Origin of the sequence: Pseudomonas sp. AS2.8, assembly GCF_014190935.1 — a bacterium.
Lineage (GTDB): Bacteria > Pseudomonadota > Gammaproteobacteria > Pseudomonadales > Pseudomonadaceae > Chryseomonas.
In genome coordinates this window covers 1,212,142-1,226,606 of record NZ_JACHVV010000001.1, presented here as the reverse complement: position 1 = coordinate 1,226,606, position 14,465 = coordinate 1,212,142, and the positions used below count along the sequence as shown (strand labels likewise).

Here is a 14,465-nt window from a genome sequence, read left to right as displayed (position 1 = left end):
TCAGAGCGGCAGGTGACGGTGCAGAAAGCCGCCGCAGAGCACATCCAGCCAGAGCAACTGGTGGACGGCGACGATGGCGAAGAACACCAGCCGAAAGCTCAGCTTGACCGTCTTGTGGCGAAAGCGCTGCTGGGCGATCAGGGCGCCCGGCCAGCCGCCGAGCAATTCGCCCAGGTGCAGCATCCGCTCCGGTACGCGCCAGCCCTTGTCGCGGGCGCGCTGCTTGTCGTGCTTGTAGAGCAGATAGGTGGCCACGCTGGCCAGCAGGTAGAGCGCCACTGGCCAGAGCACCCCGCGGCCGAAGGCCAGGGACAGCATGCCTACCAGGGGCAGGATGAAGACCGCGATCTGCAGCAGCGCCAGCATGTCCTGGCGGGCGATGGCCGCGCGCTGCTGGTAGGGCGTCAGCGGCCCTGCCCGCTTGGCGGCCTTGGGGGAAGCGTTCTGCGTAGACGCACGAGCCGGCTTGCGCCGGCTCTGCTGTTCCTTCTCGGGTTTCACCCGGCCGCCTTGGCCGCGTGCCAGTCGATCCAGCCGAATTGCCAGGTGGCCAGGATCAGCAGTCCGAAGACGATGCGGTACCAGCCGAAGACCTCATAGCTGTGGTTGCCGATGAACTTCAGCAAGGCCTTGACCGCCAGCATGGCGAAGATGAAGGAGGTGACGAAGCCGACCCCGAATACCAGGACATCGCTGGCGGTGAACAGATGACGGTACTTGTACACCGAGTAGACCGTCGCGCCGACCATGGTCGGCATGGCGAGGAAGAAGGAAAACTCGGTGGCCGCCTTGCGCGACAAGCCGAACAGCAGGCCGCCGATGATGGTGGAACCGGAGCGCGAGGTGCCCGGAATCATCGCCAGGCACTGGGCACAGCCGACCTTGAGGGCGTCATGCCAGCGCATGTCGTCCACCTCTTCCACGCGGATGCGATGGGTACGCTTTTCCGCCCAGATCATGATCACGCCACCGATCACCAGGGCGAAAGCCACGGTGATGGGGTTGAACAGGTATTCGTGGATCAGGTCGCCGAGGATCACGCCCAGCACGGCGGCGGGCAGGAAGGCGACGATCAGGTTGCCGGTGAACCGCTGCGCATAGGACTTGCGCGGCAGATCGGTGACGATCGCGAAGACCTTGGCGCGGTATTCCCAGACCACGGCCAGGATGGCCGCCAGCTGGATGATGATATTGAAGGCGATGGCCCTTTCCCCACCGAAGCCGATCAGATCGGCAACGACGATCTGGTGGCCGGTACTGGAAATGGGCAGAAACTCGGTGATGCCCTCGACGATCCCCAGAATCAGCGCCTGCAAGGCACTCCATAGGTCCATGGTATTACTCCATCCAAGTGAAACATTTGCAGGTAGCCGGAGCTGCAGGCTCCGGCGGCAACGGGGTTCGAACCGTGACGCTCCGCAGGGCATGGCCCTTCGCGGTACCCAAGACAGCACGTGCTGAAGTCAGCGCCCGGCACCTTACCAGAGCGAGACCGGTTGAAGAGACCGATAGACGGCCATTAGGTGCCGTACAATGACCCATTCAATCTTTCCGGATGTGAAGCATGTCGTTTCTGGAGTCCCTCACCACCCTGCTGGGCATGTCGCCAGTGGAGCTGCTGGCCGCCGTTCTCGGGGTGATCGCCGTCTGGCTGACGGTGCGCCAGAACATCTGGGCCTGGCCCATCGGCCTGGTGATGGTGGTGCTCTACGCCTGGATCTTCCTGGACGTGAAGCTCTATTCCGACATGCTGTTGCAGTGCATCTATGCGGTGCTGCAACTCTATGGCTGGTGGCAATGGCTTAGAGGCGGCCAGCAGCACCAAGGCCGCGTGGTCAGCTCGCTCGCGGCGAGACCCTTGCTGGCCGGTCTGGCCGTTGGCGCCCTGGGTAGCCTGGCGCTCGGCTATCTCATGGGCACCCACACCGATGCCGCCCTGCCCTGGCTGGATGCGGCGCTCACCGGTTTCAGTCTGGTCGCGCAGTTCTGGATGGCGCAGAAGCGCCTGCAATGCTGGGTGCTGTGGTTCGTGCTGGACGTCATCTATGTAGGCCTCTTCTATTACAAGGGCCTCTACCCCACCGCGATCCTCTACGCGGTCTTCGTCGGCCTCGCCGCCTATGGCTGGCTGGACTGGCGCCGCGCCCTGGCGACCTCGCGATGAAGGTGGTGGTGCTGACCGGCCCCGAATCCAGTGGCAAATCCTGGCTGGCGACGGTCCTGAGCGAGAGATTCGGCGGTGTCCGGGTCGACGAGTACGTTCGCGAATATTGCGAGGCGCACGGCACCGACACCCGCCTGGCGGATGTGGAGCTCATCGCCCGCGAGCAATTGCGCCGGGAAGACCAGGCGCGGGCCAGGGCGCCGGCATTGCTGCTGCTGGACACCCATCTGCTGAGCAACCTGCTGTGGAGTCGGCTGCTGTTCGAGGCCGCGCCCGCCTGGCTGGAGCCGGCGCTGCTGGCCCGCCGCTACGACCTGCACCTGCTGCTCGACCCGCGCGACGTCGCCTGGCAGGACGACGGTCAGCGCTGCCAGCCGGAGCTCGCCGAGCGCCTGGCATTCTTCGCCAGCTGCCGGGACTGGCTGCAGACCCACGGCCAGCCGGTGCTGGAAATCGCCGGCGACTGGCCCGAGCGGCAAAGGGCCGCGCTGGCCGCGGTGAGTCGATTGCTGCACGAGTCCTGACCCGTCGGTAGAATGACGTCCTACACCGGAGAACGCCATGCACGACGACGATGCCTCTTTCGCTGACTTCACCCGCGGGATCCGTCCACTCAGGCAGGATCGCGCCGACACCGGCAAGTCGCGCGCCGACCTGGGCCAGATCGCCCAGCGCCGGGCCGATGCGACCAGGACCTCGACCACGACCCGGGTGGATGGCCTGAGCGATGCCTTCGTCATCGATGTAGGCGCCGAAGACGAACTCTACTGGGGACGCGATGGCGTCCAGGACACCCAGCTGAAGCGCCTCAGGAGCGGCCAGATCCCCTTCGAGGGCAGCCTGGACCTGCACGGCATGACCGTGGAAAGAGCGCGCGAGACCCTCTGGGACTTTCTCGCCGAGGCCACCCGCCTGGAAATCCGCTGCGTGCGCATCACCCATGGCAAGGCCGCGCGCCTGGATGGGCGTCGGCCGCTGATCAAGAGTCACGTCAACACCTGGTTGCGCCAGCACGCTCAGGTGCTGGGCTTCACCTCCTGCCTGCCCCGCCACGGTGGCACCGGCTCGCTTTATGTCTTGCTCAAGCGCACCATGCTCGAAGGTCGCGACGAGTGACTCCGCGACTCGGGTGACGTCTCACCAGAGCGCCAACCTCCTTATCGACAAACAGGAACCCAAATGTCTCTCGAACAGCACTACTCCTCGATCCTGACCGGACTCGGCGAAGACATCAGCCGGGAGGGGCTGGTGGATACGCCCAAGCGCGCGGCCAAGGCCATGCAGTACCTCTGCCGTGGCTACACCCAGACGCTGGAAGAGGTGGTGGGCGAGGCGCTCTTCACTTCCGACAACAGCGAAATGGTGCTGGTCAAGAACATCGAGCTGTACTCCCTGTGCGAGCACCACATGCTGCCCTTCATCGGCAAGGCCCACGTCGCCTACATGCCCAAGGGCAAGGTGCTGGGGCTGTCCAAGGTGGCACGCATCGTCGACATGTTCGCCCGCCGACTGCAGATCCAGGAAAACATGACCCGGCAGATCGCCGAAGCCATCGAGAAAGTCACGGGCGCGGCCGGTGTCGCGGTGGTCATCGAGGCGCAGCACATGTGCATGATGATGCGTGGCGTGGAGAAGCAGAATTCCTCCATGGTCACCTCGGTGATGCTCGGCCAGTTCCGCGCCAGCGATGCCACCCGCGCCGAATTCCTCAGCCTGATCAATCGCTGAACCGGTCGAGACGTTCGCCATCCCGGAGGGTCGAAGCCTCGAACCTCCAGGAGACCTGTACGCCATGGCGGACGTCCACAGCCTCACCCTGTTCAAGGCCCAACCCGAACGCTCCCAGGCGCTGGGCGCCCACCTGCTGGATCTGGCCGCCATGGCCGTGCGGGACGAGGGGTGCCTGGACTATCGGGTCTTCCAGGGCAGCGAGGACGGCGACGTCTGGGTGGTCCAGGCCCGCTGGATCTCGGTCGCCGCCCAGGACGACCACTTCAACCAGCCACACACCCTCGCCTTTCTCGACGAGTTGCCCAAGCTGGCGGACGAGGTGGATCTGTATCCGCTGGAGCCGAAAGAGCCGACGGCCGAGCTTTGACGAGCGGCTGCCAGGATTGCGCTAAATCGCAGGTTGGGTCGAGACGGCTCCATTATCGAAGCCCAACGGGCTCGGTACTGAGCAGGAGCTGTTGGGCTTCGCTGCGCTCAACCCAACCTACGGTGCCCGTTTCAGGATCGTAGGTTGGGTTGAGACGGCTCCATCGTCGAAGCCCAACGGGCGCGGTACTGAGCAGAAGCTGTTGGGCTTCGCTGTGCTCAGCCCAACCTACGGTGCCCAGGGCAGGATCGTAGGTTGGGTTGAGACGGCTCGATCGTCGAAGCCCAACGGGCCCGGCGCCGGGGCGGGAGCTGTTGGGCTTCGCTGTGCTCAGCCCAACCTACGAGCCGAGTGCCCGGTTACGGCCATGGCGATCTGCCGATGCGGCCGGCCCTGCCAAGCCACCCCCGTCGTAGGGTGGACAACGGCGTAGCCTTGTCCGCGAATGGGCACCGCGGGAGATGGAAAAGGCTGCGCGGTTTTCCGCGCTACCGCCCTTCCCCACCACTCAATACTCGGACAGCGCAAAGCTGGTCAGGGCGAAGGTGGGGATGCCGGCGGCTTCCAGGCGCTTGGAGCCGCCCAGTTCGGGCAGGTCGACGATGGCGGCGGCCTCGTGGACCTCGGCGCCCAGGCGGCGGATCAGGTTGCCGGCGGCGACCAGAGTGCCACCGGTGGCGATGAGGTCGTCGACCAGCAGCACCGAATCCCCGGCACCGACGCTGTCCTTATGCACCTCGATCACCGAATCGCCGTATTCGGTGCTGTAGACCTCGGTCAGCAACTCGGCCGGCAGCTTGCCCTGCTTGCGAAACAGCACCAGCGGCTTGCCCAGTTCGTAGGCCAAGATCGGACCGATGAGGAATCCGCGGGCATCCAGCGCCCCGACATGGGTAAAGGACGCCGAACGATAGCGCTCCAGCAACTCCGCCATGACGGCGCGCAGCCCCTCGGGCGACTGGAACAGTGGCGTGATGTCCCGAAAGATCACCCCCGGCTTGGGAAAATCGGGCACGGCGCGGATGAGGGATTTCAGGGCGGATTCGGAAAAGGACATGGCAGAGACTCTCGGGCGCCGGGCGCCTGGTTGAACACGATTGCACAGTATACCGATGCCTGCCCGGCCAGGGCCAACCCGCCATCCCTGCGAGCTGAATCGATTCATGTAGTGACTCGCGTTGACAGCTACCAACGAAGCGGACATTCTCGGCCACGCGCAAACGTTTGCGCGACCACAAGAACCATAAGAATTCGGAGATTCCCCTATGCTGGCCTTTCGCCCTGCCCGCCTGCTGGCGGCTATCGCTCTCGCCTCCGCTTCGCTGATCCTGCCGCTCACCGCCAGTCATGCCACGGCCGCCGAAAAGCCCAAGGTCGCGCTGGTCATGAAGTCCCTGGCCAACGAATTCTTCCTGACCATGGAAGACGGCGCCAAGACCTACCAGAAAGAGCATTCCGCCGACTTCGACCTGATCTCCAACGGGATCAAGGACGAGACCGACACCTCCAGCCAGATCCGTATCGTCGAGCAGATGATCGTGTCCAAGGTCGACGCCCTGGTCATCGCCCCGGCCGACTCCAAGGCGCTGGTTCCGGTCCTGAAGAAGGCCAGCGACGCCGGCATCAAGGTGGTCAACATCGACAATCGCCTGGATCCCGAGGTGCTCAAGTCCAAGTCCCTGGACATCCCCTTCGTCGGCCCCGACAACCGCAAGGGCGCACGCCTGGTGGGCGAGTACCTGGCCAAGCAGCTCAAGCAGGGTGACCAGGTCGGCATCATCGAGGGCGTCTCCACCACCACCAACGCCCAGCAGCGCACCGCGGGCTTCAAGGACGCCATGGAAGCGGCCGGCATGAAGATCGTCGGCGTGCAGTCCGGCAACTGGGAAATCGACAAGGGCAATGCCGTCGCCGCGGCCATGCTCAACGAGTATCCCGACCTGAAGGCCCTGCTGGCCGGCAACGACAGCATGGCGCTGGGCGCCGTCTCCGCCGTGCGCGCCGCCGGCAAGAAAGGTCAGGTGCAGATCGTCGGCTACGACAACATCAAGGCCATCCACCCGATGCTGAAAGACGGTCGCGTCCTCGCCACCGCCGACCAGTTCGCCGCCAAGCAGGCCGTGTTCGGTATCGACGCCGCGCTCAAGCTGGTCAAGGGCGAGCCCACCGGTGCCAAGGACGGCGTGATCGAGACGCCGGTCGAACTCGTCACCCAGCCCTGAGTCAAGGAGAGCCCCATGTCGTCCGAGGTCATCCTCAGCGCCCGTGGCATCGGCAAGACCTATGCCCAGCCGGTACTCGGCGGCGTGGACCTGGAATTGCGCGCCGGCCAGGTGCTGGCGCTCACCGGGGAAAACGGCGCCGGCAAGAGCACCCTGTCCAAGATCCTCTGTGGCCTGGTGCAACCCACCACCGGCGAGCTGAGCTTCCTCGGCCGACCCTATGCCCCGGGCAGCCGCCGTGAGGCGGAAGCCCAGGGCGTACGGATGGTCATGCAGGAACTCAATCTGCTGCCTACCCTCACCGTGGCGGAAAATCTCTTTCTGGATCGCCTGCCCCGGCGACTGGGCTGGATCGACCGGCGCCAGTTGCGCGAACAGGCGCGGCTGGCCATGGCCCAGGTCGGCCTGGAGGCCATCGATCCGGATACCCCCATCGCCGAACTGGGCGTGGGTCACCAGCAGATGGTGGAAATCGCCCGCAACCTGATCGGCGATTGCCGGGTGCTGATTCTCGACGAGCCGACCGCCATGCTCACCTCGCGCGAGGTGGAATTGCTGTTCGAACAGATCGAGCGCCTGCGTGCCCGGGGCGTGGCCCTGGTCTACATCTCCCATCGCCTGGAGGAACTCAAGCGCATCGCCCAGCAGCTGGTGGTGCTGCGCGATGGTCGCCTGGTGGCCGACGCGCCCATGGCGGAGTACGGCACCGACCAGATCGTCAGCCTCATGGTCGGCCGCGATCTCGGCGAGCACCTCGACATGGGCGAACGGCGGTTCGGCCCGCCCCTGCTGGAGGTCAAGGGGCTCACGCGCGCCGACAAGGTCCAGGACGTCTCCTTCAGCGTCCGCGCCGGCGAGATCTATGGCATCTCCGGGCTGATCGGCGCCGGACGGACCGAACTGCTGCGGCTGATCTTCGGCGCCGATCGCGCCGATTCCGGCGCGGTGCAGCTGGCTGGCAAGCCGGTCGACCTGGGTTCACCGGCCAAGGTGGTGCGCCAGGGCATCGCCCTGATCACCGAGGACCGCAAGGGCGAAGGCCTGCTGCTCAGCCAGCCGATCAGTGCCAACATCGCCCTGGGCAACATGGCCAAGGTCGCCCAGCAGGGCCTGGTCAGCACTTCGCGCGAAGCGGCCCTGGCCGAGCGCCATATCAAGGGCATGCGCATCCGCTGCAACGATGGCACCCAGCCCGTGGGCGAACTCTCCGGGGGCAATCAGCAGAAGGTGGTCATCGGCCGCTGGCTCGAGCGCGACTGCCAGGTGCTGCTGTTCGACGAACCCACGCGCGGCATCGACGTCGGCGCCAAGTTCGAGATCTATGGCCTGCTGGCCGAACTCACCCGCCAGGGCAAGGCCCTGGTCGTGGTCTCCAGTGACCTGCGCGAGCTGATGCTGATCTGCGATCGCATCGGCGTGATCTCCGCCGGCCGCCTGGAAGCCACCTTCGAACGCCATGACTGGGATCAGGAGCGGCTGCTGGCCGCCGCCTTCGCCGGCTATCGCTCCCGCGAGGCCCTGCTGGAAGAACCCGTCCCACCGCAAACCCTTTCTCAGGAAGCCATTCGATGAGCAGTCTTCCCGTCACCTCTTCCCGGCGCGCCTTCGGCCTGGGCCTGGGCACCTACGTCGGCCTGGCCGCCGCCCTGCTGGCCATGATCGTGCTGTTCTCCCTGATGAGCAGCCACTTTCTCTCCTATGCCACCTTCACCACCCTGGCCAACCAGATCCCCGATCTGATGGTGCTGGCGACCGGGATGACCTTCATCCTGATCATCGGCGGCATCGATCTCTCGGTGGGTTCGGTGGTCGCCCTGGCCGCCGCCGTGGTCAGCGTCGCCACCCTGGAATGGGGCTGGGGCATCCTGCCGGCCGCCGCCCTGGGTATGCTCGCCGCTGCCCTGACCGGCACCCTCACCGGCAGCGTGACCGTGGCCTGGCGCATCCCCTCCTTCATCGTCTCCCTGGGCGTGCTGGAGATGGCCCGTGGCGCCGCCTACCAACTGACCGATTCGCGTACCGCCTACATCGGCGATGCCTATGCCTGGCTGTCGACGCCCTTCGCCTTCGGCATCTCGCCCTCCTTCGTCATCGCCCTGCTGGTGATCGTGATCGCGCAGCTGCTGCTGACCCGTTCGGTGCTCGGGCGCTACCTGATCGCCATCGGCACCAACGAGGAAGCGGTGCGCCTGGCCGGGATCAATCCCAAGCCCTACAAGGTCATCGTCTTCGCCCTCATGGGCCTGCTGGCGGGCCTGGCCGCACTGTTCCAGATCTCCCGCCTGGAAGCCGCCGATCCCAATGCCGGCGTCGGCCTGGAGCTGCAGGTGATCGCCGCCGTGGTGATCGGCGGGACCAGCCTCATGGGCGGCCGCGGCTCGGTGATCAGCACCTTCTTCGGCGTGCTGATCATCTCGGTGCTGGCCGCGGGCCTGGCCCAGATCGGCGCCAGTGAGCCGACCAAGCGCATCATCACCGGCGCGGTCATCGTGGTTGCGGTGATCCTCGACACCTATCGCAGCCAGCGCGCCAAGAGCAAGGGCTGATGGCGACCATCAAGGATGTCGCCGCCCGCGCCGGCATCTCCTACACCACGGTCTCCCATGTGGTGAACAACAGTCGCCCGGTCAGTCCGGGCGTGCGGAACAAGGTCGAGGCGGCCATCGCCGAACTGGGCTACGTGCCCAGCGGCGTGGCCCGCTCCCTGCGCAGTCGCGCCACCGGCACCTTTGGCGTGCTGGTGCCCAATGCGGTCAACCCCTACTTCGCCGAACTGGCGCGGGGGATCGAGGATCACTGCGAGCGCCAGGGCTACAGCGTCATCCTCTGCAATTCCGATGACGACGCCGACAAGCAGTTGCGCTATCTGCGGGTACTCAAGGAGCGCCGGATCGACGGCCTGGTGGTCGCCACCGTGGACGGCGATCCGCGCTTCGCCCGTGCCCTCGCCGGCCTGCGCATCCCGCTGGTGCTGGCAGACCGCCCGCTGGACGGCGTCCAGGCCGCGCATATCCGCATCGATCACCACCAGGGCGGCCTGCTCGCCACCCGCCACCTGCTGGAACTCGGTCATCGCCGCATCGCCTGCATCGGTGGCCCGGCCGATTCCCCCGTCGCCAGTGAAAGGATCACCGGCTACCAGGAGGCTCTGGCGCAAGCCGGTAGCGCCCCTGGCGCCATCGAGCGCTGCCCCTTCACCGCGGCGGCCGGTCATGCCGCGGCCCGCGAATTGCTGGCCCGGGCGGAGCGCCCGAGCGCGATCTTCGCCGGCAACGACACCATCGCGCTGGGCGTGCTGCGCGCCGCTGCCGAACTAGGCCTGAGCGTCCCCGGCCAGCTCTCGGTAGTGGGCTTCGACGACATCGAACTCAGCCGCTATCTCTACCCGGCCCTGACCACCATCGGCCAGTCGATCCGCGATCTCGGCGAGCGCGCCGCCCAGCTCCTGCTGGCGCGCCGCGAGACGGTCGGCAGCCCTTCCACCCACGACATCGCCGTACCCCGGCTGGTGCTGCGCGAATCCACCGCGGCGCCCCCTGCTCTGGAGACCTCCCATGCACCCTGACGTCGTCGTCATCGGCAGCCTGAACATGGACCTGGTGGTGCGCGCCCCGCGCCTGCCCAAGGGCGGCGAGACCCTCGCCGGCCACGCTTTCACCACCGCACCCGGCGGCAAGGGCGCGAATCAGGCCGTCGCCGCGGCGCGCCTGGGCGCCCGGGTCGCCATGATCGGCTGCGTCGGCGCCGATCCCTACGGCGACTTCCTGACCCGCAGCCTGGTGCAGGAAGGCATCGACTGCCAGGGTGTCTCGGTGGCGGCCGAGGTCCCCACCGGCATCGCGTCCATCCTGGTGGACGACCAGGGCCAGAATGCCATCGTCATCGTCGCCGGCGGCAACGGCGAACTGTCCGCCGCGCACCTGCAAGCGCAGGAGCGCGTGCTCGACCAGGCCAAGCTGGTGATCGCCCAGCTGGAAGTGCCGCTGGCCACCGTGGGCGACGCCCTCGCCCGCGCCCATGCACTGGGCAAGACGGTGATCCTCAATCCGGCGCCGGCCACCGGTCCGCTGCCGGCCGAGTGGTACGCCCATATCGACTACCTGGTGCCCAACGAAAGCGAAGCCAGCCTGCTGACCGGCCTGCCGGTAGACACCCTGGACCAGGCCGAAGCCGCCGCGCGGCAGCTGGTCGCCGCCGGCGCCCGCCAGGTGCTGCTGACCCTGGGTGGCCAGGGCCTGCTGCAGGTCACGGCCGACAGCTGCCGCCACCACCCGGCCACACCGGTCAAGGCGGTGGATACCACCGCCGCCGGCGACACCTTCCTCGGTGGCTTCGCCGCCGGCCTGGCGGAAGGTCTCAGCGTGGAGGCCGCCATCGCCCTCGGCCAGCAGGCCGCCGCCATCGCCGTCACCCGTCCGGGCGCCCAGCCCTCCATCCCTACCCGCCAGGAGCTCGCCCGGTGAAAAAGACCTCTCTGCTCAACATCGCCCTGTCCCAGGCCGTCGCCAGTCTCGGTCACGGCGACCTGGTGGTAATCGGTGACGCCGGCATGCCGGTACCGCCGGGTACCCCGCTGGTCGATCTGGCCGTCACCCCAGGCGTGCCGGATTTCCTCAGTGTGCTCCAGGCGCTGCTCAGCGAGATGCAGGTGGAAAGCCATCTGCTCGCCGAGGAAACCCTCACCGCCCAGCCACCGGCACTGGGCGAACTGGAACGCCTGACCGCGGACGGCGCCCTGGGCAGCCGCCGCCTGGTTTCCCATGACGAGATGAAGACCCTCTGTCGCCAGGCGCGGGTGCAGATCCGCACCGGCGAGTGCCAGCCCTACACCAACCTGATCCTGGTGGCCGGCGTCGCCTTCTAGTCGACGGCCCTGGCCAGCAGCCGCCGGGTCGTCAGCAGATCCAGCGGGCGGGCGAAGAAATAACCCTGGGCATGGCGGGCCCCCATGTCCCTGAGCAGTTGCAGCGCCTGGGCGTCCTCGACGCCCTCGGCGACCACATCCAGCCCCAGCGACTCGGCCATGCGCACGATGGCGCGAACGATGGCGACACTGCGCGCGCTGTCGGCCAGGCGCAGGACAAAGGACTTGTCGATCTTGAGGCCGCGAAAGCGGTATTCGTGGACGTAACCCAGCGACGAGAAGCCCGCGCCGAAATCGTCCAGCACCACCGAGACCCCATGGCGATCCAGGGCCTCCATGGCCGCCTTGGCGCGCTCCGGCTCGGCGACCAGTGCCCCCTCGGTCAACTCCAGGCAGATCCGCGACGGCGCCACGCCATACGCGGCCAGGATGCTCAGCACCTCGTCGGCGAATTCCGGCCGCACGATGCTGTAGCTGGAGCAATTGACGTGCACCACCGGCCAGTGCGCCTGGGCCGGCTCGGCCAGGGTGGCGGCGATGCGCGTCAGCATGTAGGTATCCAGGCGTCCGATCAGCCGTAGGCCTTCCAGTTCGGGTAGAAAGGCCCCTGGTGCCAGTACGCTGCCGTCCGGCTGACGCCAGCGGATCAGCGCCTCCAGCGCCGCCACGCGGCCGCTGGTGACGTCGATGATCGGCTGGAAGAAGGGCTCCAGTTCGTTGCCATTCTTCAGCGCCTTGCGCAGCGCGCCTTCGCGCACCACCTGGTCGGAGACCACCTGGCGCAGCTCCTGGTTGAAGACGGCGAAGTTGTCGCGGCCGCCCTGCTTGACCCGGTACATGGCCGTGTCGGCGTCGCGCAGCAGGTCATCCGGCTGCTGATGCAGACTGGGATCGGCCACCACGATGCCGATGCTGCAGGAGGCGAACAGGCTGTGGTCGTCGATCACCAGCGGGCGGTCGAAGGCTTCGATGATGCGCTGGGCGATGGCCACCGGCGAATCCAGGCCGCCACCGGGCACCAGGATGGCGAATTCGTCGCCCCCCAGCCGTGCCAGCAGGTCGGTCTCGCGCAGGCAGCTCGACAATCGCTCACCGGCCGCCACCAGCAGCAGGTCACCGAAGGGATGGCCGAACTGGTCGTTGATGCGCTTGAACCTGTCCAGGTCGAGAAACATCACCGCCAGGCCGGTCCCGTCGCGCTCCAGCGCCGTCCAGAGTTCGCCCAGGCGCTGCTGGAAGAAGCTGCGATTGGGCAGCCGGGTCAGGGCATCGTGATTGTTCTCGTACAGCAGTCGGGCATTGGCCGCGTCCAGCGCCCGGGTGCGCTCCTGCACCCTGACCTCAAGGGCCTGGCGCGACTGCTGGATGGCTTCCGCAGCGCTGCGCCGGGACAAGGCGGTGTCGATGTGGCGCGAGACGAAGGTCAGCAGCTCCTGGTCGCGCCGGCTGTAGTAGACGTCTTCGCGATAGCTCTGCACCGCCAGCACCCCCCGGACGTGCTTACCGTCATAGAGCGGGATGCCCAGCCAGGAGCAGGCTTCCGGGGTACCCGCGACCGGGGTGATCTCGCCCTGCTCGATCAGCAGCCGGGCCTTCTGTCGATCGATAATGCAGGGTCGCCGTTGGCGGATGGTGTACTCGGTATAGCCGCGGGTGCCGCGTCGGGCGACGGGTGCCGTGGTACGGCGCTCATCGGCGAAATAGGGAAAGCTCACCTCCCCCGAGGCGTCGTCGTAGAGGGCGATGTAGAAGTTGTGGGCATAGAGCAACTCGCCGACGACGCGGTGCAGACCGCCCAGCAGTTCCGGCATGTCGGTGCTGGCGCTGGACAGCTCGGCGATGCGGAACAGCGCCGCCTGCAGCTGCTCGGCGCGTTCGCGCTCGGCGATCTGCTCGCGCAGCCGGGCATTGACCTCCGACAGCTCCAGGGTGCGCTGGCCCACGGTGGCTTCCAGGGATTCGCGCCGCAGGATGCGATCCAGGGCCATGGCCACGTCGCGGGCGATCACCTGGAACAGCGCCTGGTCTTCGGGGCCATAGCGGCGCTCGCGGTCGTAGACCTGCAGGCTGAGCACGCCGAAGGTGCGATCGGCACCATCCTTGAGCGGGATGCCCATCCAGAACTCGGGGACCGAGCCCTGGCAATAGTAGGGCCCTGCCACCTGCGCCGCTTCGATGGCTTCCTTGGGCAGCAGCAGCGGTGTCCCGTGCATGAGCACATAGGCGGTCAGGCAGGGCCGCTCGCGATCCAGCAGTTCGAAGGAGCCTGGCTCGGGCGGACTTTCGTCGCGCTGGTCGAAATAATAGGGATAGTGGATCTGGTCCGAGTCGGCGTCCTGCAGCGCCAGGAAGAAATTCTCGGCATCGATCAGCGAGACCAGCAGCTCGTGGGTGCGCTGCATGAACAGCTGACGATCCAGCGTCGAACTGGCCAGGTAGGTGATGTCGTAGAGCACCTGCTGGATAGCCTGGGCCCGCTGCAACTGCAGGCGCTGCAGGACGAAGCCGAATCTCAGCGCCAGCGCGGCGAAATCGGTGTGCCCATCCGGACGGGCGAGCAACCAGCCCAGCGGTGTCGGGCCACTGCCGGTGGGATGGCAGCTGAGCCCGGCCTCGGCGGACAGCTGCGCCAATTCCTCGTCGTCGAGCACTTCCGGCCAGGCACTGGCACCATTGCCGGTGGCCATGCATGACCAGTTGCCGCGCCGTTGGTACCAGGCCCAGTCGGCAGCGGCAGCGGCCGCACGCAGCTGCGCGATGATCTGCTCCGCGTCCAATCCCGGCGCATTCGGATCCGGCCAGCGTGCCTCCGGCGGCCTGGCCGGGCGTGCGCCTGGCGACTGTTCCTCAGGCCCTTTCATGCTGACTCCTTCCCGTGCATTCCCCAAATCCTGACACAGATGACACCGGCATCGGCAAGTACGGAATGAACGGTTTCCCTGGGGGCGCGAACGGCAAAGATATGACTAATAGCTCAGACCGACTGGGACAAGAGTTATACAGCGGAGAAGGTCCTGTCCAAGAACCCACCCTGGTAGACCACTCCCCGCCGCTGGGCTTGTAGAACAAAACGCCAGGCGCTTTCCCATCGATCCGAAAGGCCGCCGCGACCCGAAT

15 protein-coding genes are annotated in these 14,465 nt (G+C 66.7%); 11 read left to right on the top strand and 4 right to left on the bottom strand.

Annotated features, from left to right (window positions below):
* Window positions 1-501 carry a DUF1294 domain-containing protein gene (locus FHR73_RS22630; protein ID WP_311629065.1) on the bottom strand — a complete coding sequence of 167 codons (501 nt, stop codon included), beginning with the start codon at window positions 499-501 and terminating at the stop codon, window positions 1-3.
* A complete protein-coding gene (locus FHR73_RS05580) occupies window positions 498-1,334 on the bottom strand; it encodes an undecaprenyl-diphosphate phosphatase (RefSeq protein WP_183629932.1) in 837 nt (278 codons plus the stop codon). Before FHR73_RS05580 ends, FHR73_RS22630 begins: the two co-directional genes overlap by 4 nt.
* 266 nt (window positions 1,335-1,600) lie before the next feature.
* Here FHR73_RS05580 and pnuC point away from each other — a divergent pair, with 266 nt between their 5' ends.
* The 5 genes from pnuC to FHR73_RS05555 all read left to right on the top strand — a co-directional run bounded on the left by pnuC (window position 1,601) and on the right by FHR73_RS05555 (window position 4,262).
* Window positions 1,601-2,164 (top strand): nicotinamide riboside transporter PnuC, encoded by a 564-nt coding sequence (pnuC, locus tag FHR73_RS05575; protein ID WP_183630204.1) that lies wholly within the window; start codon window positions 1,601-1,603, stop codon window positions 2,162-2,164.
* Entirely contained in the window at window positions 2,161-2,688 is a 528-nt protein-coding gene (locus tag FHR73_RS05570; protein ID WP_183629931.1) for an AAA family ATPase, read from the top strand. The genes pnuC and FHR73_RS05570 overlap by 4 nt, the downstream gene beginning before the upstream one ends.
* A gap of 37 nt (window positions 2,689-2,725) precedes the next feature.
* A complete protein-coding gene (locus FHR73_RS05565; RefSeq protein ID WP_183629930.1) occupies window positions 2,726-3,280 on the top strand; it encodes a Smr/MutS family protein in 555 nt (184 codons plus the stop codon).
* Between the two features lie 63 nt (window positions 3,281-3,343).
* Window positions 3,344-3,892: a GTP cyclohydrolase I FolE gene (folE, locus tag FHR73_RS05560; RefSeq protein WP_183629929.1), complete on the top strand. Its 549-nt coding sequence runs from the start codon at window positions 3,344-3,346 to the stop codon at window positions 3,890-3,892.
* Between the two features lie 64 nt (window positions 3,893-3,956).
* Window positions 3,957-4,262: a putative quinol monooxygenase gene (locus FHR73_RS05555; RefSeq protein ID WP_183629928.1), complete on the top strand. Its 306-nt coding sequence runs from the start codon at window positions 3,957-3,959 to the stop codon at window positions 4,260-4,262.
* Between the two features lie 508 nt (window positions 4,263-4,770).
* Here the strand turns inward: FHR73_RS05555 and FHR73_RS05550 are convergent.
* Entirely contained in the window at window positions 4,771-5,319 is a 549-nt protein-coding gene (locus FHR73_RS05550) for an adenine phosphoribosyltransferase (RefSeq protein ID WP_017640536.1), read from the bottom strand.
* A gap of 208 nt (window positions 5,320-5,527) precedes the next feature.
* On the opposite strand from FHR73_RS05550, the gene FHR73_RS05545 reads away from it, so the two are divergent.
* The 6 genes from FHR73_RS05545 to rbsD are packed head-to-tail and all read left to right on the top strand — an operon-like array spanning window position 5,528 to window position 11,348.
* Window positions 5,528-6,484 (top strand): sugar ABC transporter substrate-binding protein, encoded by a 957-nt coding sequence (locus FHR73_RS05545; protein ID WP_133860613.1) that lies wholly within the window; start codon window positions 5,528-5,530, stop codon window positions 6,482-6,484.
* 15 nt (window positions 6,485-6,499) lie between these two features.
* Window positions 6,500-8,056: a sugar ABC transporter ATP-binding protein gene (locus tag FHR73_RS05540; protein ID WP_183629927.1), complete on the top strand. Its 1,557-nt coding sequence runs from the start codon at window positions 6,500-6,502 to the stop codon at window positions 8,054-8,056.
* Entirely contained in the window at window positions 8,053-9,030 is a 978-nt protein-coding gene (locus FHR73_RS05535; protein ID WP_183629926.1) for an ABC transporter permease, read from the top strand. Before FHR73_RS05540 ends, FHR73_RS05535 begins: the two co-directional genes overlap by 4 nt.
* Window positions 9,030-10,049: a LacI family DNA-binding transcriptional regulator gene (locus FHR73_RS05530; RefSeq protein WP_183629925.1), complete on the top strand. Its 1,020-nt coding sequence runs from the start codon at window positions 9,030-9,032 to the stop codon at window positions 10,047-10,049. The genes FHR73_RS05535 and FHR73_RS05530 overlap by 1 nt, the downstream gene beginning before the upstream one ends.
* Window positions 10,039-10,947 carry a ribokinase gene (gene rbsK, locus FHR73_RS05525; protein WP_183629924.1) on the top strand — a complete coding sequence of 303 codons (909 nt, stop codon included), beginning with the start codon at window positions 10,039-10,041 and terminating at the stop codon, window positions 10,945-10,947. Before FHR73_RS05530 ends, rbsK begins: the two co-directional genes overlap by 11 nt.
* Window positions 10,944-11,348 carry a D-ribose pyranase gene (gene rbsD / locus FHR73_RS05520; protein ID WP_183629923.1) on the top strand — a complete coding sequence of 135 codons (405 nt, stop codon included), beginning with the start codon at window positions 10,944-10,946 and terminating at the stop codon, window positions 11,346-11,348. The genes rbsK and rbsD overlap by 4 nt, the downstream gene beginning before the upstream one ends.
* Here the strand turns inward: rbsD and FHR73_RS05515 are convergent.
* Window positions 11,345-14,209 carry an EAL domain-containing protein gene (locus FHR73_RS05515; RefSeq protein WP_260175597.1) on the bottom strand — a complete coding sequence of 955 codons (2,865 nt, stop codon included), beginning with the start codon at window positions 14,207-14,209 and terminating at the stop codon, window positions 11,345-11,347. The genes rbsD and FHR73_RS05515 overlap by 4 nt on opposite strands.
* Window positions 14,210-14,465: the final 256 nt, after the last annotated feature.